13 protein-coding genes and 3 pseudogenes are annotated in these 24,879 nt (G+C 71.8%); 11 read left to right on the top strand and 5 right to left on the bottom strand.

Going from position 1 to position 24,879, the window contains the following annotated elements:
• Nucleotides 1-56 precede the first annotated feature (56 nt).
• Together Sfulv_RS07265 and Sfulv_RS07260 are read left to right on the top strand one after the other, a co-directional pair.
• Nucleotides 57-848, top strand: a complete 792-nt coding sequence (locus Sfulv_RS07265; RefSeq protein WP_173312927.1) for a putative protein N(5)-glutamine methyltransferase — start codon at nt 57-59, stop codon at nt 846-848.
• Nucleotides 849-978: 130 nt separating this feature from the next.
• Nucleotides 979-3,977, top strand: a pseudogene (locus Sfulv_RS07260) (bifunctional [glutamine synthetase] adenylyltransferase/[glutamine synthetase]-adenylyl-L-tyrosine phosphorylase).
• A gap of 45 nt (nt 3,978-4,022) precedes the next feature.
• On the opposite strand, the pseudogene Sfulv_RS07255 reads toward Sfulv_RS07260, so the two are convergent.
• Nucleotides 4,023-4,977 (bottom strand): annotated as a pseudogene (locus tag Sfulv_RS07255) (phosphatase PAP2 family protein); the annotation flags it as partial.
• 76 nt (nt 4,978-5,053) lie between these two features.
• Nucleotides 5,054-6,097 carry a LacI family DNA-binding transcriptional regulator gene (locus Sfulv_RS07250; RefSeq protein WP_173312923.1) on the bottom strand — a complete coding sequence of 348 codons (1,044 nt, stop codon included), beginning with the start codon at nt 6,095-6,097 and terminating at the stop codon, nt 5,054-5,056.
• Between the two features lie 371 nt (nt 6,098-6,468).
• Here Sfulv_RS07250 and Sfulv_RS07245 point away from each other — a divergent pair, with 371 nt between their 5' ends.
• The 8 genes and pseudogenes from Sfulv_RS07245 to Sfulv_RS07210 all read left to right on the top strand — a co-directional run bounded on the left by Sfulv_RS07245 (nt 6,469) and on the right by Sfulv_RS07210 (nt 20,516).
• A complete protein-coding gene (locus Sfulv_RS07245; RefSeq protein ID WP_173312921.1) occupies nt 6,469-7,740 on the top strand; it encodes an extracellular solute-binding protein in 1,272 nt (423 codons plus the stop codon).
• A 21-nt stretch (nt 7,741-7,761) separates the two neighbouring features.
• On the top strand, nt 7,762-8,778 hold the full coding sequence (locus Sfulv_RS07240) for a carbohydrate ABC transporter permease (protein ID WP_173312919.1): 1,017 nt from the start codon (nt 7,762-7,764) through the stop codon (nt 8,776-8,778).
• Complete coding sequence (locus tag Sfulv_RS07235; RefSeq protein ID WP_173312917.1) at nt 8,775-9,653, top strand: sugar ABC transporter permease; 879 nt, start codon at nt 8,775-8,777, stop codon at nt 9,651-9,653. Before Sfulv_RS07240 ends, Sfulv_RS07235 begins: the two co-directional genes overlap by 4 nt.
• Before the next feature lie 101 nt (nt 9,654-9,754).
• Nucleotides 9,755-11,431 (top strand): glycoside hydrolase family 13 protein, encoded by a 1,677-nt coding sequence (locus tag Sfulv_RS07230; protein WP_173312915.1) that lies wholly within the window; start codon nt 9,755-9,757, stop codon nt 11,429-11,431.
• On the top strand, nt 11,416-12,474 hold the full coding sequence (locus Sfulv_RS07225) for a LacI family DNA-binding transcriptional regulator (protein ID WP_173312913.1): 1,059 nt from the start codon (nt 11,416-11,418) through the stop codon (nt 12,472-12,474). The genes Sfulv_RS07230 and Sfulv_RS07225 overlap by 16 nt, the downstream gene beginning before the upstream one ends.
• A gap of 418 nt (nt 12,475-12,892) precedes the next feature.
• A complete protein-coding gene (locus Sfulv_RS07220) occupies nt 12,893-14,608 on the top strand; it encodes a carbohydrate-binding module family 20 domain-containing protein (RefSeq protein ID WP_173312911.1) in 1,716 nt (571 codons plus the stop codon).
• Nucleotides 14,609-14,765: 157 nt separating this feature from the next.
• Nucleotides 14,766-20,029 (top strand): annotated as a pseudogene (pulA, locus tag Sfulv_RS07215) (pullulanase-type alpha-1,6-glucosidase).
• Nucleotides 20,030-20,165: 136 nt separating this feature from the next.
• Entirely contained in the window at nt 20,166-20,516 is a 351-nt protein-coding gene (locus Sfulv_RS07210) for a 5-carboxymethyl-2-hydroxymuconate Delta-isomerase (RefSeq protein ID WP_173312909.1), read from the top strand.
• A gap of 13 nt (nt 20,517-20,529) precedes the next feature.
• On the opposite strand, the gene Sfulv_RS07205 is transcribed toward Sfulv_RS07210, so the two are convergent.
• Together Sfulv_RS07205 and Sfulv_RS07200 are read right to left on the bottom strand one after the other, a co-directional pair.
• Nucleotides 20,530-21,243 (bottom strand): TetR/AcrR family transcriptional regulator, encoded by a 714-nt coding sequence (locus tag Sfulv_RS07205; protein WP_173312907.1) that lies wholly within the window; start codon nt 21,241-21,243, stop codon nt 20,530-20,532.
• 239 nt (nt 21,244-21,482) lie between these two features.
• Nucleotides 21,483-23,429, bottom strand: a complete 1,947-nt coding sequence (locus Sfulv_RS07200; RefSeq protein ID WP_173312904.1) for a hypothetical protein — start codon at nt 23,427-23,429, stop codon at nt 21,483-21,485.
• 139 nt (nt 23,430-23,568) lie between these two features.
• Here Sfulv_RS07200 and Sfulv_RS07195 point away from each other — a divergent pair, with 139 nt between their 5' ends.
• Nucleotides 23,569-24,042, top strand: a complete 474-nt coding sequence (locus tag Sfulv_RS07195) for a MarR family winged helix-turn-helix transcriptional regulator (RefSeq protein ID WP_173312902.1) — start codon at nt 23,569-23,571, stop codon at nt 24,040-24,042.
• 152 nt (nt 24,043-24,194) lie between these two features.
• Here the strand turns inward: Sfulv_RS07195 and Sfulv_RS07190 are convergent, their stop codons facing one another.
• Entirely contained in the window at nt 24,195-24,725 is a 531-nt protein-coding gene (locus Sfulv_RS07190; RefSeq protein WP_173312900.1) for a winged helix-turn-helix domain-containing protein, read from the bottom strand.
• Nucleotides 24,726-24,879 lie beyond the last annotated feature (154 nt).

The following is a 24,879-nucleotide window of genomic DNA, read 5'->3' as shown; positions in this document are numbered from 1 at the left end:
AGCCCGGCCTAGGCGATCGCGGAGCGCCCATCGGCTTTTCCGAAAGGCTCCGCCCCATGCCGGTTTCCGCGACACCGCTTTCCCTCTCCACCATCGTCACCACCCTGCGCACCGCGGGCTGCGTCTTCGCCGAGGACGAGGCCGCGCTGCTGCTCTCCACCGCGGACGAACCGGCCGCGCTCGCCGCGATGGTCGAGCGCCGCGCCGCCGGTCTGCCCCTCGAACACGTCCTGGGCTGGGCCGAGTTCTGCGGGCTGCGCGTCCAGGTCGGCCCGGGCGTCTTCGTGCCGCGCCGCCGCACCGAGTTCCTGGTCCGGCAGGCGGTGGGCCTCACCCCCACCCCGTCCGTCGTCGTCGACCTGTGCTGCGGCTCGGGAGCGCTGGGAGCCGCCCTGGCAGGGGCGCTCGACGGCGTGGAGCTGCACGCCACGGACGTCGAACCGGCGGCCGTACGGTACGCCCGGCGCAACGTGGGCGCCCTCGGCCAGGTCTACGAGGGTGACCTCTTCGCCCCCTTGCCCGGCTCCCTGCGCGGACGCGTCGACGTCCTGCTCGCCAACGTCCCCTACGTACCGACCGGCGATGTCGAACTGCTGCCGGCCGAGGCGCGCGTCCACGAGCCGCGCGTGGCACTGGACGGCGGCGGAGACGGACTCGACGTCATGCGCCGGGTGGCCGCGGAGGCGCCGCTGTGGCTGGCGCCGGGCGGCAGCCTGCTCGTCGAGACGAGCGAGCGCCAGGCGGACCGGGCCACGGAGGCGGTGGGCTGCGGCGGGCTGATCGCACGCGTGGTCACCTGCGACGAGCTCTACTCCACCGTCGTGATCGGCACCAGGCCGCCGTCCTGACCGTGAGGGGCGGCGGGGCCGCCGGGGAGGTACGGCCCGGTGCGCGGGCTCCTCGCCGCTCCGGACGCACCGCCGCCCGGATAGGCTCGACCCGCGGGTCCATGAAGGTCGGCGGGCAGGAGAGCGCGGAATGACGACGGTGCCGGGACGCAGGAGCAGTACGTTCACCCGACTGCTGCGGCACGGATTCACCGACCCCTCCGCGGCCGAACGGCTCCTGGGGCTCGACGCCCTCGCCTCCGTACGGTCCGACTCCGTCCTGCTCGAAGCGCTCGGGGCGACCGCCGACCCCGACCTGGCGCTGCGGAGCCTCGTCCGGCTGGTGGAGGCCGGCACCGATGACGCCGACGAGCGCCGGATGCTGCTGGGCACACTGGTCACCGCCAAGCCCCTGCGCGACCGGCTCCTGGGTGTCCTCGGCGCCTCCGAGGCGCTCGGGGACCACCTCGCGCGCCACCCCCGCGACTGGAAGGCACTCGCCACCTACGAGGCCACCGATCTGCACCCCGGGGTGGCCGAGTTCGAGCGGGAACTCGCCGACGCCGTCGACCCCGACTCGCTGCGGATCGCCTACCGCCGCTGCCTGCTGGCCATAGCGGCACGTGACGTGAGCGGCACCATCGACGTCGCCGAGACCGCCGCCGAACTGGCCGACCTGGCGACGGCCACCCTGCGCGCGGCTCTCGCCATCGCCCGCGCGGCCGCGCCCGCCGACGCCGCCCTCTGCCGCCTCGCCGTCATCGCGATGGGCAAGTGCGGCGGACACGAGCTGAACTACGTCTCGGACGTCGACGTCATCTTCGTGGCGGAGCCCGCCGACGGCGTCGAGGAGGGCAAGGCCGTCCCCGCCGCCACCCGGCTGGCCGCGCACATGATGCGGATCTGCTCGGACACGACCGTCGAGGGCACCATCTGGCCGGTCGACGCCAACCTCCGCCCGAGGGGCGCAACGGCCCGCTCGTGCGGACCCTCTCCTCCCACCTCGCGTACTACCAGCGCTGGGCCAAGACCTGGGAGTTCCAGGCGCTCCTGAAGGCCAGGCCCGTCGCCGGGGACCCGGGGCTCGGCGCCGAGTACGTCGAGGCCGTCTCGCCGCTGGTGTGGCAGGCCGCCGACCGGGAGAACTTCGTCGCCGACGTGCAGAAGATGCGCCGCCGCGTCGTCGACAACATCCCCGCCGACCGTGTCCACCGCGAGCTCAAGCTGGGCCCCGGCGGACTCCGGGACGTCGAGTTCGCCGTCCAGCTGCTCCAGCTCGTGCACGGCCGCAGCGACGCGACCCTGCACAGCGGCTCGACACTGGAGGCCCTGCGGGCGCTCGCCGAGGGCGGATACGTGGGGCGGGTGGACGCCTCACAGTTCGACGAGGCGTACCGCTTCCTGCGCGCCATGGAGCACCGCATCCAGCTCTACCGGCTGCGCCGCACCCACCTGGTGCCCGAGGACGAGGCCGACCTGCGCAGGCTCGGCCGCTCCCTCGGGATGCGCACCGACCCGGTCGCCGAACTCAACAAGGCGTGGAGGCGGCACGCGTCCGTCGTGCGCCGCCTGCACGAGAAGCTGTTCTACCGGCCGCTGCTCGACGCCGTCGCCCAACTGGCACCCGGTGAGTCCCGGCTCAGCGCGAAGGCCGCCGGCATCCGGCTGGAGGCCCTCGGTTACGCGGACCCGGCCGCGGCCCTGCGCCACCTGGAGGCGCTGTCGTCGGGGGTGTCCCGCAAGGCCGCCATCCAGCGGACGCTCCTGCCCGTGCTCCTCGGCTGGTTCGCGGACTCCGCCGACCCGGACGCCGGACTGCTGGGCTTCCGCAAGGTCTCGGACGCGCTGGGCATGACCCCCTGGTACCTGCGGCTCCTGCGGGACGAGGGAGCGGCGGCCGAGAACCTCGCCCGGGTCCTGTCGGCCGGGCGCCTCGCCCCCGACCTGCTGCTGCGCGCCCCCGAGGCCGTCGCCATCCTCGGCGATCCCGGCGGGCTGAAGCCGCGCACCCGGGAACACCTGGAGCAGGAGGTGCTGGCCGCCGTAGGGCGGTCCGGGGGCGCGGAGGCCGCCGTCGCGGCGGTGCGCGGCATACGGCGCAGGGAGCTGTTCCGTACGACCGCCGCCGACATCATCCGGTCCTACGGTACGGAGGAGCGCCCCGCCGAACAGGACCCCGGGGCGCTCGTCGACCGGGTCGGTTCCGCGGTCTCCGACCTGAACGCCGCGACGCTGTCGGGCGCCCTGCGGGCCGCCGTGCGCGAGGGCTGGGGGGACGACCTGCCGACCCGGTTCGCGGTGATCGGCATGGGCCGCTTCGGGGGCCACGAGCTGGGGTACGGCTCCGACGCGGACGTGCTGTTCGTCCACGAACCGCGTGAGGGAGTGAGCGACCAGGAGGCGTCCCGGGCCGCCAACACGGTCGTGTCGGAGATGCGGCGGCTGCTCCAGCTGCCCACCGCGGACCCGCCGTTGCTGATCGACGCCGACCTGCGCCCGGAGGGCAAGAGCGGCCCCATGGTGCGCACGCTCAAGTCGTACGAGGCGTACTACCGGCGCTGGGCGCTGGTCTGGGAGAGCCAGGCCCTGCTGCGGGCCGAACCGGTGGCGGGCGACGAGGAGCTGGGGCGCGCGTTCGTCGGTCTGATCGACCCGCTCCGGTACCCGGTGGAGGGTCTGGGCGACGACGCCGTCCGTGACATCCGCCGGCTCAAGGCCCGGATGGAGTCCGAGCGCATGCCGCGCGGCGCCGACCCGACGCTCCACGCGAAACTGGGGCGCGGTGGGCTCAGCGACGTGGAGTGGACCGTACAGCTGATGCAGTTGCAGCACGGCTGGGCGGAGCCGGGGCTGCGGACGACGCGTACGAGGGAGGCGCTGGCCGCGGGGTGCGCGGCCGGCCTGATCCCGGCGGAGGACGCGCGGACGCTGGACGAGGCGTGGGTGCTGGCGACGCGGGTGCGCAACGCGGTGATGCTGGTGCGGGGGCGGCCGGGTGACACGTTTCCGTCCAACCCGCGCGAGGTCACGGCGGTCGGGCGCTACCTGGGCTACGAGCCGGGTCACCTCGGCGACATGCTGGACGACTACCGGCGGATCACGCGACGGGCTCGGGCGGTGATGGAGGAGCGGTTCTACGGGGCGACGTGAGAGGGCCGTCCGCCGTGCGGGGGGCGGCGGGGACCGCGCCCCCCGCACACGGAGACCGCCGCCCCGGGGTGGTTCCCGCGGGCGGTTCTCAGAGGCGGGGGGAGCCGGATCTGGCCGTCGCCGCCCCGGGGGACAGCGCCCCCAGCCGTGACCGGCCGGCCGGCACCAGCTTCGGGAGGTGGTGCGGCAGCGAGCCGTACCAGGCGTACGAGACGGCGTAGCCGAAGCTCAGGCAGGCGATCCCGCCCACCGCGTCCAGCCAGAAGTGGTTGGCCGTCGCCACGATCACGACCAGGGTCAGCGTCGGGTACAGCAGCCCCAGGAGGCGCGCCCAGGGCGCGGAGGCCAGCGCGAAGACGGTCAGACCGCACCACAGGGACCAGCCGATGTGCATCGACGGCATCGCCGCGTACTGGTTGGACATGTTCTTGAAGTTGCCCGAGGCCATCGAGCCCCAGGTCTGGTGCAGCAGCACGGTGTCGATGAAGTTCCCGCCGTTCATCAGGCGGGGCGGCGCGAGCGGGTACAGGTAGTAACCGAGCAGGGCGACGCCCGTGGTCGCGAAGAGGACCAGCCTGGTCGCCGCGTAACGGCCCGGATTGCGGCGGAACAGCCAGACGAGCACGCCGATGGTGACGACGAAGTGCAGCGTCGCGTAGTAGTAGTTCATCGACACGATCAGCCATGTCACCGAGTTGACGCTCCGGTTGACCGTCTCCTCGAACGCGATGCCCATGGCCTTCTCGGCCGACCAGATCCAGTCCGCGTTGCGCAGGGCCGCCGCCCGCTGCTCGGGTACGGCGTTGCGCACCAGCGAGTACAGCCAGTAACTCACCGCGATCAGAAGGATCTCGAACCAGAGGCGTGGCCTGCGGGGCGCGCGCAACGACCGGAGTCTCGCCGGCACACCTCCGCGCCGCGGCGCGGGGGCCTCGTCGGCCATGGGTGCCGCGGTGGCCGTCGTCCGGCCTTCCTCTGTCTTCACTAGCGATTCACCCATAGGCGCTGAGTCTGCCAGATACATCCCACACTCCCCGATCATCCTCCGGTCGGGATCCGGTCGCACACCCGGCATCTCACGAGCGGGCGGGAGCGGCGGTGCCGGGCCCGGGACCGGACGCCGTCGAGCCGCGTACCACCAGTTCGGGCATGAAGACGAACTCGCTGTGCGGGGCGGGCGTCCCGCCGATCTCCTCCAGCAGCGTACGCACCGCGGCCTGGCCCATCGCCGTCACCGGCTGCCTGATCGTGGTCAGCGGGGGATCGGTGAACGCTATGAGCGGCGAATCGTCGTAGCCCACCACCGAGAGATCGCGCGGCACCTCCAGCGACAGCCGGCGGGCGGCCCGGACGGCGCCGAGCGCCATCATGTCGCTCGCGCACACCACCGCGGTGCAGCCCCGCTCCATCAGCGCGGAGGCGGCGGCCTGGCCGCCCTCCAGCGTGTACAGGGAGTGCTGGACCAACTCCTCCACCTCCTCGGAGGTGAGGCCCAGCTGCTCCCGCATCGTGCCGTGGAACCCCTCGATCTTGCGGAGCACGGGCACGAAGCGCTTGGGGCCCACCGCCAGGCCGATCCGCCGGTGCCCCAGCGCGACCAGGTGGGTGACCGCGAGCCGCATCGCGGCGCGGTCGTCGGGGGAGATGAAGGGCGCCTGGACCTTGGCCGAGAAACCGTTGACGAGGACGAAGGGGACACCCTGTGCGCGCAGTTGTTCGTAGCGCTGCATGTCGGCGGAGGTGTCGGCGTGCAGTCCGGAGACGAAGATGATGCCCGAGACGCCCCGGTCCACCAGCATTTCCGTGAGCTCGTCCTCGGTGGAGCCGCCGGGAGTCTGGGTCGCCAGCACCGGTGTGTAACCCTGCCGCGTCAGCGCCTGGCCGATGACCTGGGCCAGCGCCGGGAAGATCGGGTTCTCCAGCTCGGGGGTGATGAGGCCGACCAGGCCCGCGCTGCGCCTGCGCAGGCGCACCGGGCGTTCGTACCCGAGGACGTCGAGCGCCGCGAGGACGGATTCACGGGTGGCAGCGGCAACCCCGGGTTTGCCGTTCAGTACGCGGCTGACCGTAGCTTCGCTGACCCCCGCCTGAGTTGCGATGTCGGCAAGCCGTGCGGTCATGGAAGGCGACTGTACCGGGCCCGTGTCGGATTGCCCACCGGGTGCGGGAATCGGCCGTACGGGCTGCTCCGGACCCGGCGGGCGGAGGGTTCCCGGTGCGTGCGCGGCAACATTTTGCAAGGTCTTGCGAGCCCTCTTCGTAGATCGCGGTCACATGGTCGCACTGCGGACATACGGTGTGTGGCCTGCGATGTGCAGGGGTACGACGCTCTCGTCAAGAGTCCTGACGGCAACCTTGAGGACACGCGGATGTAACGATCACCGGGCCTTGCAGAAATCTTCCGCAAGGTCTTTCGGTCGTCTTTCATCCTTGTTACGTTCTCGACGACCCGGCGCCGCGACGGAGCGGTACGGCAGTTGAAGGAGTTCAGATGCGACGTGGCATAACGGCCACCGCCCTGGTTGCGGCCCTGGCGCTCGCGGCGACCGCCTGCGGCGGCGATGACAAGCCCGAGGGCGGCAAGAGTTCGGGAGAGCTCTCCGGCACGGTGACCTGGTGGGACACCTCCACCGTCGGCAGCGAGGACAAGGTCTTCAAGAAGCTGGCGGAGGGCTTCGAGAAGAAGCACCCGAAGGTCGACGTCAAGTACGTCAACGTGCCGTTCGGTGAAGCGCAGAACAAGTTCAAGAACGCCGCGCAGGCCGGCGCCGGCGCCCCCGACGTGATCCGCTCCGAGGTCGCCTGGACGCCGGAGTTCGCCGACCTCGGCTACCTGGCGCCGCTGGACGGCACCAGCGCGCTGAAGGACCAGGACGACTTCCTCAAGCAGGCCGCCGCGTCGACGAAGTACAAGGACAAGACGTACGCGGTCCCGCAGGTGATCGACTCCATGGGCGTCTTCTACAACAAGAAGATCTTCAAGGAGGCCGGTGTCGAGGTCCCGGCGTCGATCGCCGACCTGAAGACCGTCTCCAAGAAGATCAAGGACAAGACCGGCAAGACCGGCCTCTACCTGCGCGGTGACGACGCCTACTGGTTCCTCTCCTTCCTGTACGGAGAGGGCGGCGACCTGGTCGACGCGGCCGACAAGGCCGTCACCGTGGACAAGCCCCAGGGCGTCAAGGCGTTCGAGGTCGTCAAGGACCTCGTGGACTCCGGCGCCGCCAAGACCGACGCCACCGACGGCTGGGAGAACATGCAGTCGTCGTTCAAGGACGGCAAGGTCGCGATGATGATCAACGGCCCGTGGGCCGTGGCCGACACGCTCGCGGGCGCCGAGTTCGCGGACAAGGCGAACCTGGGCATCGCCCCGGTCCCGGCCGGCACCGCCGGTCACGGAGCCCCGCAGGGCGGCCACAACCTCGCCGTGTACGCGGGCTCCGAGAACCTCGACGCCTCCTACGCCTTCGTCGAGTACATGACGTCCGTGGAGACCCAGGCGCAGACCGCGGGAGAGCTGAACCTGCTGCCCACCCGCACCTCCGCGTACGCCAAGCAGCAGGCGGTGGACAGCGAGATCGTCGGCTTCTTCAAGCCGGTCGTCGAGACCGCCGTCGAGCGCCCCTGGATTCCGGAGACCGGCAGCCTCTTCGCGCCGCTCGTCACCGAGTACACCAAGGTCCTCACCGGCCAGACCACGCCGGAGAAGGCCGCTTCGGCCACCGGTGACTCCTACCGCAAGCTCCTCAAGGGCTGGAAGTAACCCAGGAAGGCAGGCCGGCTGATGGCTGTCCACACCAGCCAGTCGGTGGCGAAGGCCGCGGGCGACGACGTCGCCCGCGGCCGGAGCCGCGGCACTGGTAACCCCCCGCCGCCGAGCAGGCTCCGGCGGGCTCTGTCGGTCCACTGGTACGCCTGGACGATGGTCGCCCCCGTCGTCCTCGTGATCGGCGTGATCATCGGCTATCCGCTGGTCCGCGGCGTCTGGCTCTCCCTGACGGACGCCGACGAGCGCAACGTCGCCCGGTCCATCGGCGTCAACCAGATGCCCGCCACCTACGAGTTCGTGGGTGCGGACAACTACGTCGACGCACTGACAGGGACCCAGTTCCTCGGCACGCTCGGCTGGACGCTGGTGTGGACGGTCTCCTGTGTGAGCATCACGTTCTGCCTCGGCATGGTCCTCGCCAACATGCTCAACCGGCGCTTCGCCGGGCGCTCCGCCTACCGGATGGCACTCATCCTCCCCTGGGCCATCCCCGGCTTCGTCTCGGTCTTCGCCTGGCGCTTCCTCTACAACGAGGACCGCGGGCTGCTCAACAAGATCCTCGGTGGCGCCGGCGTCGACGGCGTGCCGTGGCTCAACGACCCCACCTGGGCCAAGTTCTCCGTCATCGCCGTCAACGTCTGGCTCGGCGTCCCGTTCATGATGGTCGCCCTGCTCGGCGGGTTGCAGTCCATCCCCTCGGAGCAGTACGAGGCCGCGGAGATGGACGGCGCCACCCCCTGGCAGCGGTTCCGCCACATCACCCTCCCCGGGCTGCGCCCGGTCTCGACCACGGTGATCCTGCTCTCCACCATCTGGACCTTCAACATGTTCCCGGTCATCTTCCTGCTGACCCGCGGCGGACCCGGCGAAGCCACCCAGATCCTGGTGACCCAGGCGTACAAATTCTCCTTCGAGATCAGCCCGCGCGACTTCGCGCAGTCCTCCACCTGGGGTGTGCTGATCCTCGTACTCCTGATGCTCTTCGCCGTCGTCTACCGGCGAGTGCTCCGCACGCAGGGAGACAACTGGTGACCACCGTCACGGAAACCACCGGCCGGAACACCGTCCGCAAGCCGCGGCAGCGCGGCGACCGCTCCCCGCTCGCCTCGGCGGGGCTGCACCTCACCCTGGTCATCGCGTCCGTCATCGCGGTCTTCCCGGTGCTCTGGGTCCTGCTGACCTCGCTGAAGCCCGCCAAGTACGCGACGACGACGGACTTCTTCCGCGACACGACGTTCGTCAACTACACGAACCTCATCCGGGACACCGAGTTCCTCAGCTGGTTCGGCAACTCCGTGATCATCGCGGGGCTCTCCACCGTCATCGGTGTGTTCGTCTCCGCCACCACGGGCTACGCCGTCAGCCGCTTCCGCTTCCCCGGCAAGCGGGGGCTGATGTGGACGCTGCTGATCACCCAGATGTTCCCGGTCGCCGTCCTCATCGTGCCGATCTACAACATCATGTCGAGCATCGGGCTGCTCAACCAGCCCGCCGGTCTCGTGATCACCTACCTCACCATCTCAGTGCCGTTCTGCGCCTGGATGATGAAGGGCTTCTTCGACACCATCCCGCGGGAGATCGACGAGTCGGGACAGGTCGACGGCCTCACCCCGTTCGGCACGTTCTGGCGGCTCATCCTGCCGCTCGCCAAGCCCGGACTCGCCGTCACCGCGTTCTACTCCTTCATCACCGCCTGGGGCGAGGTGGCGTACGCCTCCGCCTTCATGGTCGGCGACGAGAACCTCACGCTCGCCGGCGGACTCCAGAAGTTCGTCAACCAGTACGGCGCCCAGTGGGGTCCGATGACCGCCGCGTCCGTACTCATCGCGATACCGGCGGCGCTCGTCTTCCTCTTCGCCCAGCGCCACCTGGTGACCGGCATGTCCGCCGGAGCCGTCAAGGGCTGAGAGCCCGCCGCACGACGTACGACCGATCGCACCAGTCACAGCGGCGCCGGGACCCCGACCCGGTCGCGGCGCCGCTCCCCACCCGACACCCCAGGGACGACATGACCCAGCACCTCGCTGCCCCCTCCACCGGCACGTCCGACGGCGCCCCGGGCCACCGCACCGGCTGGTGGCAGGACGCGGTGATCTACCAGGTCTATCCACGGAGCTTCGCCGACGGCAACGGCGACGGCATGGGCGATCTGCCAGGCGTCACCGCTCGTCTCCCGTACCTCAGGAGCCTCGGTGTCGACGCGGTCTGGCTCAGCCCCTTCTACGCCTCGCCGCAGGCGGACGCCGGTTACGACGTCGCCGACTACCGGGCCATCGACCCGATGTTCGGCACGCTGCTGGACGCCGACGCCCTGATCCGCGAGGCCCACGCGCTGGGCCTGCGCATCATCGTCGACCTGGTGCCCAACCACTCGTCCGACCAGCACGACTGGTTCAGGCGCGCCCTCGCCGAGGGCCCCGGCTCGGCCCTGCGCGACCGCTACCACTTCCGCCCCGGCAAGGGCGAGAACGGTGAACTGCCGCCCAACGACTGGGAGTCCATCTTCGGCGGCCCCGCCTGGACCAGGATCACCGACCCGGACGGCACGCCCGGCGACTGGTATCTCCACCTCTTCGCCCCCGAGCAGCCCGACTTCAACTGGGAACACCCCGCCGTCGCCGACGAGTTCCGCTCGATCCTGCGCTTCTGGCTCGACATGGGCGTCGACGGCTTCCGCGTCGACGTCGCCCACGGCCTCGTCAAGGCCGAGGGCCTGCCCGACCTCGGCGCGCACGACCAGCTGAAGCTGCTCGGAAACGATGTCATGCCGTTCTTCGACCAGGACGGGGTGCACGAGATCTACCGCAGCTGGCGCGTCATCCTCGACGAGTACCCCGGTGAGCGGATCGCCGTCGCCGAGGCGTGGACGCCCACCGTCGAGCGCACCGCCAACTACGTACGCCCCGACGAGATGCACCAGGCGTTCAACTTCCAGTACCTCGGCACCGCCTTCGACGCCGCCGAGCTGCGCAAGGTCATCGACACCTCGCTCGACGCCATGCGTCCGGTCGGAGCCCCGACCACCTGGGTGCTCTCCAACCACGACGTGACCCGGCACGCCACCCGCTTCGCCAACCCGCCGGGCCTCGGCACCCAGATCCGCACAGCGGGCGACCGCGAGACGGGTCTGCGCCGCGCCCGCGCCGCGACCCTGCTGATGCTGGCACTGCCCGGCTCCGCCTACGTCTACCAGGGCGAGGAGCTCGGCCTGCCCGACGTCACCGACCTGCCCGACGAGGCACGCCAGGACCCGTCGTTCTTCCGCGCGGAGGGCCAGGACGGCTTCCGCGACGGCTGCCGGGTGCCGATCCCGTGGACCCGCGGCGGCAGCTCGTACGGCTTCGGCGAGGGCGGCAGCTGGCTGCCCCAGCCCGCCGGCTGGGGCGAGCTCTCCGTCGAGGCGCAGACCGGTGTGGAGGGTTCCACCCTGGAGCTGTACCGCGCGGCGATCACCGCCCGCCGCGCCCACCCGGGCCTCGGCGCCGGAACCGCCGTGGAGTGGCTGGACGCCCCCGAAGGCGTCCTCGTCTTCGCGCGCCCCGGCTTCGTCTGCACCGTCAACACCACCGCCCGCCCGGTGCGGATGCCGGTCCGCGGCAGTGTGCTGCTGAGCAGCGCGCCCGTGAGCGCCGACGGAGCCGAGTTCGAGCTGCCCGCCGAGACCACGGTGTGGTGGACGGTGTGACGCTCCCCGCACCCCGCACCGGCGGAGCGCTGCGGCTCTCCGACATCGCCGGACAGGCGGCGGTCAGCGAGGCGACCGTCAGCCGGGTGCTCAACGGGAAGCCGGGCGTCGCGGACACCACGCGTCAGCGGGTGCTCGCGGCGCTCGACATCCTCGGTTACGAACGGCCCGTACGGCTGCGCCGGCGCAGCGCCGGCCTGATCGGACTGGTGACTCCCGAACTCACCAACCCGATCTTCCCCGCGTTCGCGCAGTCCGTCGAGCAGGTCCTGGCCGGCCACGGCTACACCCCGGTGCTCTGCACCCAGCTCCCCGGCGGCGCCACGGAGGACGAGCTCGTCGAGCAGCTCGTCGAACGCGGGGTCGGCGGCATCGTCTTCCTGTCCGGGCTGCACGCCGACCTCTCGGCGGACCCGGCGCGCTACGCCGCCCTGTCCGACCGGGGCGTGCCGTTCGTCCTGATCAACGGCTACAACGAGCGGATCAGCGCTCCGTTCGTCTCGCCCGACGACGCCGCCGCCGTCCGGATGGCGGTCGGGCACCTCGCCGCGCTCGGCCACCGCAGGATCGGTCTGGCGATCGGACCGCAGCGTTATGTGCCGTCCCGCCGCAAGCGGGACGGCTTCGTCGAGTCGGCGGTCTCCCTGCTCGGATTGTCCCCCGCCGAGGCCGAACTCCTGGTCTGCTCCACGCTGTTCGGCGTGGAGGGCGGCCAGGTGGCGGCGGGCGCCCTGCTCGACCGTGGCTGTACGGGCATCGTCTGCGGCAGCGACCTGATGGCCCTCGGCGTGGTGCGCGCCGCCCGGGGGAGAGGGCTCGACGTACCGCGTGACGTCTCGGTTGTCGGCTTCGACGACTCGCAGCTGATCGCGTTCACCGACCCGCCGCTGACGACCGTGCGCCAGCCCGTGCAGGCCATGGCGGCGGCGGCGGTGGGGGCCCTGCTGGAGGAGATCGGCGGAAGCCCTGTGCAGCGCACGGAGTACGTGTTCCAGCCGGAGCTGGTCGTACGGGGGTCCACCGCGGCGGTCCGTCTGCGCTGAGGGCGGGCGGGACGGGCGGCGACGTACAGGAGAGGCACCGGAGTCGGCCCGGGATGGGCCGGCGGGGAGTTGAGCGACTCCGGGTGCCTCTCGCTGTCGTGACCGGCCCGGCCGGCCGGGCGCGTGGGGCCCGGCGCCGAAGCGGCCGGGACCCCCGGCCGGCCGGACCGGAGTCGGTAGAACGTAACAGGCCCGCAATATTTTGCGAAAGAGCTTGCAGAAAGAAATCTGGCCGGTTTCGAGGATGTGAACGGCGGATGCGCAAAGGGTTGACCCGGGCGGGGCGGGCTCGTACGGTCTGCTCCGCGGCAAGGTTTGCATTCTTGCAGCAAGAACCTTCATGAGCCTTTGAGGCACGGCGCGTTGTCACGTGAGGCTGTCCGTCACCCCGCGTTTCCCCCACAGCAGGAGAAAAGACATGGCACGCAGATCTCTGTCTGCCGCACTCGCCCTCGTGGCAGGCGCCGCCGTCCTCGCCGTCCCCACCGGCTTCGGCACGGCAGGCACCGCCCAGGCGGCAGGTCCGGGCGACAAGGACGTCACCGCCGTGATGTTCGAGTGGAAGTTCGACTCCATAGCCAAGGCGTGCAAGGAGAGCCTCGGCCCGGCGGGCTACGGCTTCGTCCAGGTCTCGCCGCCCCAGGAGCACATCCAGGGCAGCCAGTGGTGGACGTCCTACCAGCCGGTCAGCTACAAGATCGCCGGGCGTCTCGGCAACCGTGCGGCCTTCTCGGCCATGGTCGCCGCCTGTCACGGCGCGGGCGTCAAGGTCATCGCCGACACCGTCATCAACCACATGTCGGCGGGGTCGGGCACCGGTACCGGCGGCAGCCCGTACACCAAGTACGACTACCCGGGCGTCTACTCGGTGAACGACCTGAACGACTGCCAGTCGCAGATCAGCAACTACGGCGACCGGGGCAACGTACAGAACTGCGAACTGGTCGGCCTGGCCGACCTGGACACCGGCGAGAACTACGTGCGCGGCAGGATCGCCGCCTACCTCAACGACCTGCTCTCCCTCGGGGTCGACGGCTTCCGGATCGACGCGGCCAAGCACATGCCCGCCGCCGACCTGGCCGACATCAAGTCCCGGCTGAGCAACCCGGGCGTGTACTGGAAGCACGAGGCGATCCACGGTGCGGGCGAGGCGGTCTCGCCCTCGGAGTACCTCGGCAGCGGCGACGTCCAGGAGTTCCGGTACGGCCGCAGCCTCAAGCAGGTCTTCAACAACGAGAACCTCGCCAACCTGAAGAACTTCGGCGCCGGCTGGGGATTCATGGACTCGGCCAGGTCGGCCGTGTTCGTGGACAACCACGACACGGAGCGGGGCGGCGACACCCTGAACTACAAGGACGGCTCGAAGTACACCCTGGCCGGTGTCTTCATGCTGGCCTACCCCTACGGCGCCCCGGACGTCCACTCCGGCTACGAGTTCAGCAACCACGACGCCGGACCGCCCAACGGCGGTCAGGTGAACGCCTGCTACAGCGACGGCTGGAAGTGCCAGCACGCCTGGCGGGAGATCTCCTCCATGGTCGGCTTCCGCAACGCGGCCCGTGGCCAGGCGCTCTCCCACTGGTGGGACAACGGCGGCGACCAGATCGCGTTCGGCCGTGGCACCAAGGCGTACGTCGCGATCAACCACGAGGGCTCCTCGCTCACCCGTACGTTCCAGACCGGGCTGCCCGCCGGTGACTACTGCGACGTCCAGTCCGGCAAGGGCGTCACGGTCAACGGCTCCGGCCAGTTCACGGCCACGCTCGGTGCCGGCACGGCGGTCGCCCTGCACGCCAACGCCCGCACCTGCGGCGGTGGCACCGGCCCCGGAACCGGCACATCCGGTGCCTCCTTCGGCGTCAACGCCACCACCCAGTCCGGCCAGAGCATCCACGTCACCGGCGACCAGCCCGCCCTCGGCGGCTGGAACACCGCCAACGCGCCGAAGCTCGACCCGGCCGCGTACCCCGTCTGGAATCTCGACGTGAGCCTGCCGGCGGGAACGGCCTTCGCGTACAAGTACGTCCGCAAGGACGCGAGCGGCAACGTGACCTGGGAGAGCGGCGCCAACCGCACGGCCACGGTCCCCGCCACCGGCAAGGTCGCGCTGACGGCCGACGTCTGGCGCGCCTGACCTCCTGCGGACCCGAGTGCGCGCCCGGGAGCCGGGCGCGCGCCCGGGTCCCGGGCGCCGCAGGAACCACCGACTCCCCGACCCACCCAAGGAGACCGTCCCCGTGTCCCGTACCACCCTCAGACGGGGAGCCGTCGCCGCCCTGTGCGTGGCTCTCATGCCCGTCGTGCCGGCCGCGTCGGCGTCCGCCGCGCCGAAGCCTCCCGGCCCGCCGTCGGACGCGAAGCTGGCCGCCGAACCCGCCAGGCACGACCTGACCCGCGAGCAGTTCTACTTCGTGCTGCCCGACCGGTTCGCCAACGGCGACACCTCCAACGACCGCGGCGGGCTGACCGGCACCCGGCTGGAGACCGGGTACGACCCCACCGACAAGGGGTTCTACCAGGGCGGGGACCTGAAGGGCCTGACGCGGAGGCTCGACTACATCAAGGGTCTCGGCACCACCGCCATCTGGCTCGCCCCGATCTTCAAGAACCGCCCCGTGCAGGGCACGGGCAAGGACGCCTCGGCCGGCTACCACGGCTACTGGATCACCGACTTCACCCAGGTGGACCCGCACTTCGGGACCAACGCCGACCTGTCGACGCTGATCGACAAGGCCCACGGCAAGGGCATGAAGGTCTTCTTCGACGTCATCACCAACCACACAGCGGACACCGTCGACTACGCCGAGAAGGAGTACGGCTACAAGCCCAAGGGTGCCTTCCCCTACCTCGACCGGGACGGCCGCCCGTTCGACGACACCGCCGGCATGGCGAGGGTGGACGAGGACTCCTTCCCGTACACCCCCCGGAGCACGGACGCCGGCACCAAGGTGCCCGCCTGGCTCAACGACCCCACGATGTACCACAACCGCGGCGACTCGACCTACGCGGGCGAGTCCACCGAGTACGGCGACTTCTCCGGCCTCGACGACCTCTGGACCGAGCGTCCCGAGGTGGTTTCCGGCATGGCGGAGATCTACCGGAAGTGGGTCCGCGACTTCGACATCGACGGCTTCCGCATCGACACCGTCAAACACGTCGACCTGGACTTCTGGACCCAGTGGGCGACCGCCCTGGACGACTACGCGGCCGAGCAGGGCCGGGACGACTTCTTCATGTTCGGTGAGGTCTACTCCGCGGACACCGCGATCACCTCGCCCTACGTGACGCGCGGACGGCTGGACTCCACGCTCGACTTCCCCTTCCAGGAGGCGGCACGCCAGTACGCCTCCCAGGGCGCCCCGGCCTCCAGGCTCGCCGCCGTCTACGGCCGCGACTACCGCTACACCACGGACAAGGCCAACGCCTACGAGCAGGTCACGTTCCTCGGCAACCACGACATGGGCCGCATCGGCACCTTCGTCGAGCAGGACAACCCGGGAGCGGACGACGCCGAACTGGTGAAGCGGGCCCGCCTCGCCAACGAGCTGATGTTCCTGGGCCGCGGCAACCCGGTCGTCTACTACGGCGACGAACAGGGCTTCACCGGCGCGGGCGGCGACAAGGACGCCCGGCAGACCCTCTTCGCCTCCAGGACCGCCGACTACCTCGACGACGACCAGCTCGGCACGGACCGTACGCACGCCTCCGACGCGTACGACACCCAGCACCCCCTCTACCGCTCCATCGCCGCCCTGTCCCAGCTCACCAGGGAGCACCCGGCCCTGCGTGACGGCGTCCAGACCGAGCGGTACGCGCAAGGCTCCGTCCACGCCTTCTCCCGTACGGACCCCAAGCGCCCGTACGAGTACGTCGTGGCCACCAACAACGCCGCCGAGCCCCGGACCGTCGAACTGTCCACCGAGTCGGCCGGTATGAACTTCCGTACGCTGTACGGAGGTTCGGGAGTCAGCCGCAGCGGCGCCGACAAACGGCTCAGCGTCACCGTGCCGGCGCTCGGCAGCACCGTGCTGCGCGCCGACCGGCCGCTGGGCACCCCGGGCGCCGCGCCGGCCATCACCCTGAAGGCGCCCGCCGCCGGGGCCACCGGCACCGTGGAGGTCACCGCCGACGTCGAGGGCGGACAGCTCAACCGCGTCGTCCTCGCGGCGCAGACCGGCGACGGGAAGTGGCGCACGCTCGGCTCCGCCGACCACGCCCCCTACAAGGTCACCCAGTATCTGGACCGCTCGGTCGCGGCCGGAACCCCCTGCGCTACAAGGCCGTTGTCGTCGACCGGACGGGCCGAACCGCCAGTGCGTCCGCCTCGTCCACGGCGGGCCAGGCCCCGCCGCCGGAGAGGCCCGTCGCCGTGGAGCGTGACCACGCAGTCGTCCACTACCGGCGCGCGGACGGCGACTACGACGGCTGGCAGCTGAAGTCCGGGGAGAAGACGGCCGACTTCGCCGGGCGGGACGCCTACGGGGCGTTCGCCTGGATCGCGGTCGAGGAGGGCGCCTCCACCGTCCCGTACACCGTGGAGAAGGACGGCGCCGCCGACGGCCCGCAGCGCCGTGTCGACCTCGCGAGGACCGGTCAGGTATGGATCGAGCAGGGCGAGGACGGCCAGGCCGACGAGGCGCCCGACGGCGCCGAACCGCCCCAGGACACCACCAGGGCCGTCCTCAACTACCACCGCCCGGACGGCGACTACGACGGCTGGGGACTGCACACCTGGACCGGGGCGAAGAACCCCACCGACTGGGCCAAGCCCCTCCAGCCGGTGCGGAAGGACACCTACGGCGTCACCTTCGAGGTCCCGCTCACCGAAGGCGCCACCTCGCTCAGCTACATCCTCCACAAGGGTGACGAGAAGGACCTCCCAGGCGACCAGTCCCTCGACCTCGCGTCGCACGGGCACGAGGTCTGGATGCTCGGCGGCACGCCCGGATACCTCCTGCCGCAGGCAGGCGGGGGCCCCGCCCCCGACCTCACCGAGGCCGCGGCCCAGTGGATCGACAGCGACACCGTCGTCTGGAAGGTGAAGTCCACCGACGCCACCAGCCAGCAGCTCGTGTACGCGAAGGACGGCGGGATCTCCGTCGTCGACGGCGCGCTCTCCGACGAGGGCCGGTGGCTGCGGCTCAACGCCTCGACGCTCACCGAGGCGCAGAAGGCGAAGTTCCCGCACCTCAGGGACTATCCCGCGTTCACCGTCGACGTACGCGACCGGGACAGGGTGCGCGACTCCCTGCGCGGCCAGATCGTCGCCACCCAGCGCGCCGCGAACGGAGCCCTGCTCGCCGCGACCGGGGTGCAGACAGCCGGTGTGCTCGACGCCCTGTACGGGGAGCGGGCCGGCGGCGCCGCCCTCGGCCCGGTCTTCCGGCACGGCCGCCCCACCCTGTCCGTCTGGGCGCCCACCGCCCGTACGGTCTCGCTCGAACTGGACGGCGCGTCCGTGCCGATGCGGCGCGACGACCGCACCGGCGTCTGGTCCGTCACGGGGAAGAGGAACTGGCACGGCAAGCCCTACCGGTACGTCGTGAAGGTCTGGGCGCCCACCGTCCAGAAAATCGTCACCAACAAGGTCACCGACCCGTACTCCACCGCGCTGACCGCCGACTCCGCCCGCAGCCTGGTCGTCGACCTGGCCGACCCGACACTCGCCCCGCGCGGCTGGGCCGGACTGAGGAAACCCGCCGCCGTCCCGCTGCGGGACGCCCAGATCCAGGAGCTCCACATCCGCGACTTCTCGGTCGCGGACAGGACGTCGGAGCACCCCGGTGAGTACCTGGCCTTCACCGACACCCGCTCGGACGGGATGAAGCACCTGAGGCGGCTCGCCGACTCCGGCACCGGTTATGTCCACCTGCTGCCCGCCTTCGACATCGGGACCATCCCCGAGAAGAAGGCGGACCAGCACAGGCCCGCCTGCGACCTGTCCGTGTACGCCCCCGACTCCGAGGAACAGCAGGACTGCGTGGCGAAGGCCGCGGCCAAGGACGCCTTCAACTGGGGCTACGACCCACTGCACTACACCGTCCCCGAGGGCTCCTACGCCTCCGACCCGGACGGCACCGAGCGCACGGTCGAGTTCCGCCGGATGGTGCAGGGGCTCAACGGCGCCGGACTGCGCACCGTCATGGACGTCGTCTACAACCACACCGTCGCCTGGGGCCAGGACGACAAGTCGGTGCTCGACCGCATCGTTCCCGGGTACTACCAGCGGCTCCTGGAGGACGGCTCCGTCGCCACCTCCACCTGCTGCGCCGGCACCGCGCCCGAGAACACGATGATGGGCAAGCTCGTCGTCGACTCGGTCGTCACCTGGGCGAAGGAGTACAAGGTCGACGGCTTCCGCTTCGACCTGATGGGACACCACCCCAAGGCCAACATCCTCGCGGTCCGCAAGGCCCTCGACGAGCTGACCCCCGCCCGGGACGGCGTCGACGGGAAGAACATCGTCCTGTACGGGGAGGGCTGGAACTTCGGTGAGATCGCCGACGACGCCCGCTTCGTCCAGGCCACCCAGAAGCACATGGCGGGCACCGGCGTCGCCACCTTCTCCGACCGGGCCCGCGACGCCGTGCGCGGCGGCGGCCCCTTCGACGAGGACCCCGGTGTCCAGGGCTTCGCCAGCGGGCTCCACACCGACCCGAACACCTCCAAGGCCAACGGCACCCCCGCCGAGCAGAGGGCCCGGCTGCTGCACTACCAGGACCTGATCAAGGTCGGGCTGACCGGCAACCTCGCCGACTACACGTTCACCGACAGCGGTGGCCGTACGGTCAGGGGCTCCGACGTCGACTACAACGGGGCGCCCGCCGGATACGCGGCGGCCCCCGGCGACGCCGTCGCCTACTCCGACGCCCACGACAACGAGACCCTGTACGACGCACTCGCCTTCAAGCTCCCGGCCGGCACCTCGGCCGCCGACCGGGCGCGGATGCAGGTACTTGCGATGGCGGCGTCCACGCTCTCGCAGGGCCCCTCGCTCTCCCAGGCGGGCACCGACCTGCTGCGCTCGAAGTCGCTCGACCGCAACTCCTACGACAGCGGTGACTGGTTCAACGCACTGCACTGGGACTGCCGCGACGGCAACGGGTTCGGCCGGGGGCTCCCGCCCGCCGCCGACAACAAGGACAAGTGGTCCTACGCCAAGCCGCTGCTGGCCGACCCCGCACTCACCATGGGCTGCCCGCAGATCGACGGGGCCTCCGCCGCCTACCGCGACCTGCTCACCATCCGGACCACCGAGAAGGAGTTCTCCCTCCCCACCACCGAGCACGTCCAGGCCGCGCTGTCGTTCCCGCTCTCGGGTACGGACGAGACTCCCGGCGTGATCACGATGCGCCTCGGCAAGCTGGTCGTCGTCATCAACGCGACCCCCGGCTCCGAGAAGCAGCGCCTCGCGGACCGGGCGGGCACGGCGTACGCCCTGCACCCGGTCCAGGCGGCGGGAGCCGACGCCACCGTACGCACGTCCGCGTACGACAGGGAGACCGGCACCTTCACCGTCCCCGGACGCACGGTCGCCGTCTTCTCGCAGCGCTGACGAGCCCGGCACCCCACCGCCCGGTCGCGGGCCGTCCCCTCACCGGGACCCGGACCGCGACCGGGCTTGTGCTGTCCAGGCGATCACCGTAAGGCTGAGGTCCGACAACCCGCCGGACCGTACCCAGGAGCGCTTGATGCCGCAGATCACCGTCGACTACTCCGCCGAGCTCGACGACACCTTCGACCGCCGCGGCTTCGCCCTCGCCCTGCACCCGATGGTCGCCGGGACCGTCACCACCAAGGCCGCCAACTGCAAGACCCGGTTCCGGCGGGTGGAGGAGTCCGTCGTCGGGGAGGCGCCCGCGGGGGACGCGATCGTGCACATCTCCATCGGTCTGCTGTCCGGCCGTACGCCGGAGACCAGGGCGCGGCTGACCGAGTCCGTCCTCGCCCTGCTGGCCGGGTATCTGAAGACCGCCGACGACCTCGTGGTCCACGCGTCGGCCGAGACCCGGGAGCTGGACCCGTCCTACCGCAAGAGCTGAACCGGCGGGCGCCTCACAGCCGTCGCTGCGGGGGTACGGCCGGCGCCAGCGCCGCCAGGCGTGTGAGCAGCTCCCCGAACGGGCCGTCCGCCGGCTCCTGGGAGAGGACCCGCAGCACGACCTCGGCCATCTCCTGGTCGTAGGCGGCGCTCACCGCGGCCAGCGCGGCGAAGTCGTGCACGAGCTGCATCTCCAGGTCGGACCGGGGGATGCGCCGCCCGTCGAGCCAGAGCAGGGCCGTCGACTCGGCGAGGGAGACCCAGGAGCGTACGACCAACTCGAGCCGGGCGGGCGGGTCCTGGACACCGAGGTGGTTGATGATCTGCTCGTACGCGGCCTGCCGCACCCCGTCGATCATGGCGTTCGCCGTCGAGGAGCCGACCGCGGGACCGCCGCGCATCAGCGCGGAGAAACCGGGGCCGTGCTCCTCGACGAAGTCGAAGAAGCGGCCCATCACCCGCAGCAGCCGGGCGCCGAGCGGCCCCTCGGGCGGTTCCAGGAACCGGTCCGCGAGCTCGTCGGCCGCCCGCCCGAGCGCCGCCTCGTACAGGCTCTGCTTGCCCGGGAAGTAGTGGTAGACGAGCGGCCGCGAGATGCCGGCGGCAGCCGCGATCTCGTCGATCGACACCTCGTCGGGGGAGCGGTGGCTGAACAACTCCAGCGCGACGCCGATCAACTGCTGCTTGCGTTCTTCGACGCCCATCCTGCGCCGCACCCCGGTCGTCATGCCACCAGCCTAGCCGTGGAGGGCCGCTGGAGCCGTCAGCGGTCGAGGACCGGCCGTCCGCTCGCGGCAGCGCGGAAGGCGGAGAAGCACCGAGCGCGGCGCGACGGTGTACGCGCCCCGGAGAGCGCCGGGCCGGCGGGCCGACAGGCCGTCGCCCGTCAGCCGGAGGCGTACCAGCAGGGGACGCGAGCGAAGGACAGGAGTGTGCGGCGCACTCCCTCGGGGCCGCGCCCCGGCGCTCAGCGCAGGGCCCCGGCCCTGCGTCCGTCAGCCAGCCTGCCGTTGAGCTCGGCCCGGTCTCCGGCGCGGGCGGGCACGGTCAGCAGACGGCCGCGGGAACTGCCCACCACGCCCCCGGTGGCGGACAGCGAGGCGAACTCCCCGGACCCCGCGGCCACCACGTACCACCGCCCGCCCGCCGACTTCCAGAGCACACCGGCCAGCACGCGCGGCTCGCGCGGACCGCACGCCCGGGAGTCCTCCGCACGCGCCGCCACCGTCCCCGGGGCGGACGGCTCCGCCGGAGCCTGGAACTCGGCCAGGACCCGGCTCCCCGTACCCCGCCAGGTCTCCGCGCGGACGCAGAGCCACCGCGCCGCCCCGTTGCCCTCGGGCAGCGTCTGGCGCGCGAACAGCCAGGCGTTCACCGAGCGGACGCCGCCCGCCCGGACGGAGGACAGCAGATAGGCGGTGCGCGCCCAGCTCCTCCGCTCGGCCCGCCCGGACACGTCGTGGACGGCGGACGGGGCACCCGACGTCAGCCGGACCGGAGTCAGCTCCCCGAGGTCGCTCATCAGCCGGACGGCCTGCGCGTCCCGCACCTCCAGGGCCTCCCAGGAACGGCAGCGCCCGGCGGGGTCCCCGTGCCCGGCCAGCGGACCGGTCACCCCGTGGGCGTCACGCACCAGCGGGCGGGGCGCCGCGCCCGGTGCCAGCAGGTCCCGTACGGCGACCGCGCGCACCCAGGGGGCCGTCAGATAGCGGACCCGGCCGGGCGAGCGCCCCACGACCAGGGCGTTCGAGCCCACCGCGTCCGCGCCGTCGACCCGGGCGAAGTCGAGCACGGCACCCCTGGCCCGGCCGGGCCCCCGGGGCTCGGCATAGCGCACGATGCGCAGCCCGTCGTGGAACAGCACCACCGCGGCCTCGTCGACCACTCCCGCGTACAGCAGTTGCGGGGGTCCCATCGGAGGTCCGGTGGGCGTGCCAGGTGTCGCGGTGGACCGGTCGCCGGGGCCGGGCAGGGCCCAGACGCCGAGCGCCCGGCGGAGCAGTCCGCGATCCCGGGTGCGGTCGCCGCGAGCGGGCCAGACCGTGAAGTCGGTACGGACCGAGCGCTGCCAGGACGTCGGCGGGACCCGCAGCAGGGCGGCCGGTTCCAGGGCCCGCCGGTTCACCGGGTCGCGTACGGAAGCGGTGGCGGAGGCACCGTCCGGCCCCCAGCCGCCCCCCGGCATCACGAGCAGTGCCCCGCACGCGACCAGCGCCCCGAACCCGGCCAGCGCGGCCCGCGCCCGCCGGCGCCGGCACAGCAGATCGGTGGGCCGGGCCTGCAACGAACAGGGGTCGAACTCCGGGGACGCCAGCAGCGCGTGGGGCGCGGTCACCGCGTCCGCCTCCCGCAGCGCCGCACCCGGGTCCGCGACCCCGGCGGCAGCGAGCACCCGGCACACCTCCCCGTCCGCCAGGCCCTCCAGAGCGCGCAGCACATGGGCGGCCCGGCACGGCCCCGGGAGCGCGGACAGCGTCTCCTCCAGGGCGAGTTCGTCGGCGCCGCCCGAGCGCGGGAACAACCGGAGCCCCCACACCTGGGGCAGCAAGGACGCCCCCCGCACCCACCGGGCCCGGCCCCGCCCCGCCGCTCCCTGCGCCTCCAGTGCCGCGCGCACCACCCGCACCCGGAGATCCGCGTAACCCGGGTCGACCGCGGCCGCCCCTTCCGGCCCGCGCGGTGACGGCGGCCCGCCCGCCTCGCCCGCCTGACGCGACCGGGGCAGGGACCGCTGGACGAGCCGGTGTGCGACGAGCACCCTTCGGCCGCAGCCCAGCGAGGACGGCAGCACGAGATACCCGAGCCGCGTCAGCCGCGCGTAGTGCTCGACCAGCGCCGCGTCCGCCTGCTCAGGACCCGCCGCTCCCACCGTGCGGCGTCCGGCAGAGGAGGGCACTGCTCGACTGGGAGACATGTTCAGCAGAACGAGCGAATGATGGGATGGTCACTCCGCCATGCGGGGGTCCGGCGTGGTCGGGGTGATATGGACACCTCTCGCCGTAAACTCGACAATGTGTTTGACGAAAAGGTGAGTCCAGTTGCCGAGTCGCGTAATGACTGAGTCTGAGGGAGGCGCCGGTTTCGAGCTGCCGCTGCTGCTGTTCGCCGGGTTCCGCTCGATCATCGACGAGCTGCACCGCGAGCTGACCGCCCACGGCCACCCGGACGTGCGGCCCGCCTACGGCTTCGCGCTCCAGGCCGTCGGGCAGCACGGCGCGAGCGCCGGCGAGGTCGGCCGCCGGCTCGGGGTGTCCAAGCAGGCGGCGGGCAAGACGGTCGAGAGACTGGAGGCCCTTGGCTACGTGGAGCGCGTCGACGATCCGCAGGACGGCCGCCGCAAGCTCGTACGGCTCACCTCACGCGGCACCGAGGTGCTCCTCAGGTCCGCCCAGGGGTTCGACCGCATCCGGGCGGGGTGGGTCGAGGCACTCGGCGCCGAACGCGTCGCGGGGATCGAGGCCGGTCTGCGCGCGATGGCGCCCGCGAACGCGTTCCGTCTCGACGCGGCGGGGTGGTTCACGGGCTGAGCCTGCCGGGCGGGGCGGCGGGCTCCCGGCCGCCGGGCGCCCGGGCCCTGCCCTCGCATCCGAATACACCGGCACCGCGAGCAGGCGGCCACCGGAGCGGTGGCCGCCTGTCACCCGGGGTGCGCCGGCCGCGGGGCGCCCCGGCCGCGGGGTCAGGGAGCGTACTTGTAGCCGACCCGCCGGATCGTCTGGATCGTGCCCCGGTGCTGTGCGCCCAGCTTCCGCCGCAGCCTGGCCACATGGACGTCCACGGTGCGCCCGTCGCCCACGTGCCCGTACCCCCACACCGTGGTCACCAGCTGATCGCGGGTGTGGACCCGGTGGGGGTACGCCACGAGATGGGCGAGGAGTTCGAACTCCAGATAGGTGAGGTCCAGCGGAACACCGTCGACCACGGCGGTGCGCCGGACGGGGTCGATACGGACGGGCCCGCCATCCGGTTCGTCCGCGACCGGCTGCTGGTCGGCCGGTACGAGCACCAGATAGCCGACCATCGCAGGCTGCCCCGGCAGCACGGGCAGGGTGTGCTGAGGCGCGGGCAGCCAGGTGGCTCCCGGCGGCAGCAGCTCGGCCACGTCGGAGAACCGGACGGCCTCGTCGGCGTCGACGGAGCGCAGCCGGGGGCGGTGGGGAGAGAAGGGGCGGCCGGCGGAAGGGGCGGAGACGGTACGGGTGTTCGCCATGAGGGTCAGCTCTTTCGCGCGAGGAGTCGTCTGGGACGTACGTCGTACGCGCGGGCCGAAGACCGGGGTGAGCGGCTTTAGAGGGCCTGCGCGTTCCACGCGCGGCGACACACCCGGTCGAAGTCATGGTGCTGACGGGAGGGCCAGAACGGCT

This window comes from Streptomyces fulvorobeus (genome assembly GCF_013167895.1).
Taxonomy (GTDB): Bacteria; Actinomycetota; Actinomycetes; order Streptomycetales; family Streptomycetaceae; genus Streptomyces; species Streptomyces fulvorobeus.
The sequence above is the reverse complement of the archived record's forward strand: the minus strand, read 5'-3'. Positions and strand labels throughout refer to the sequence as shown.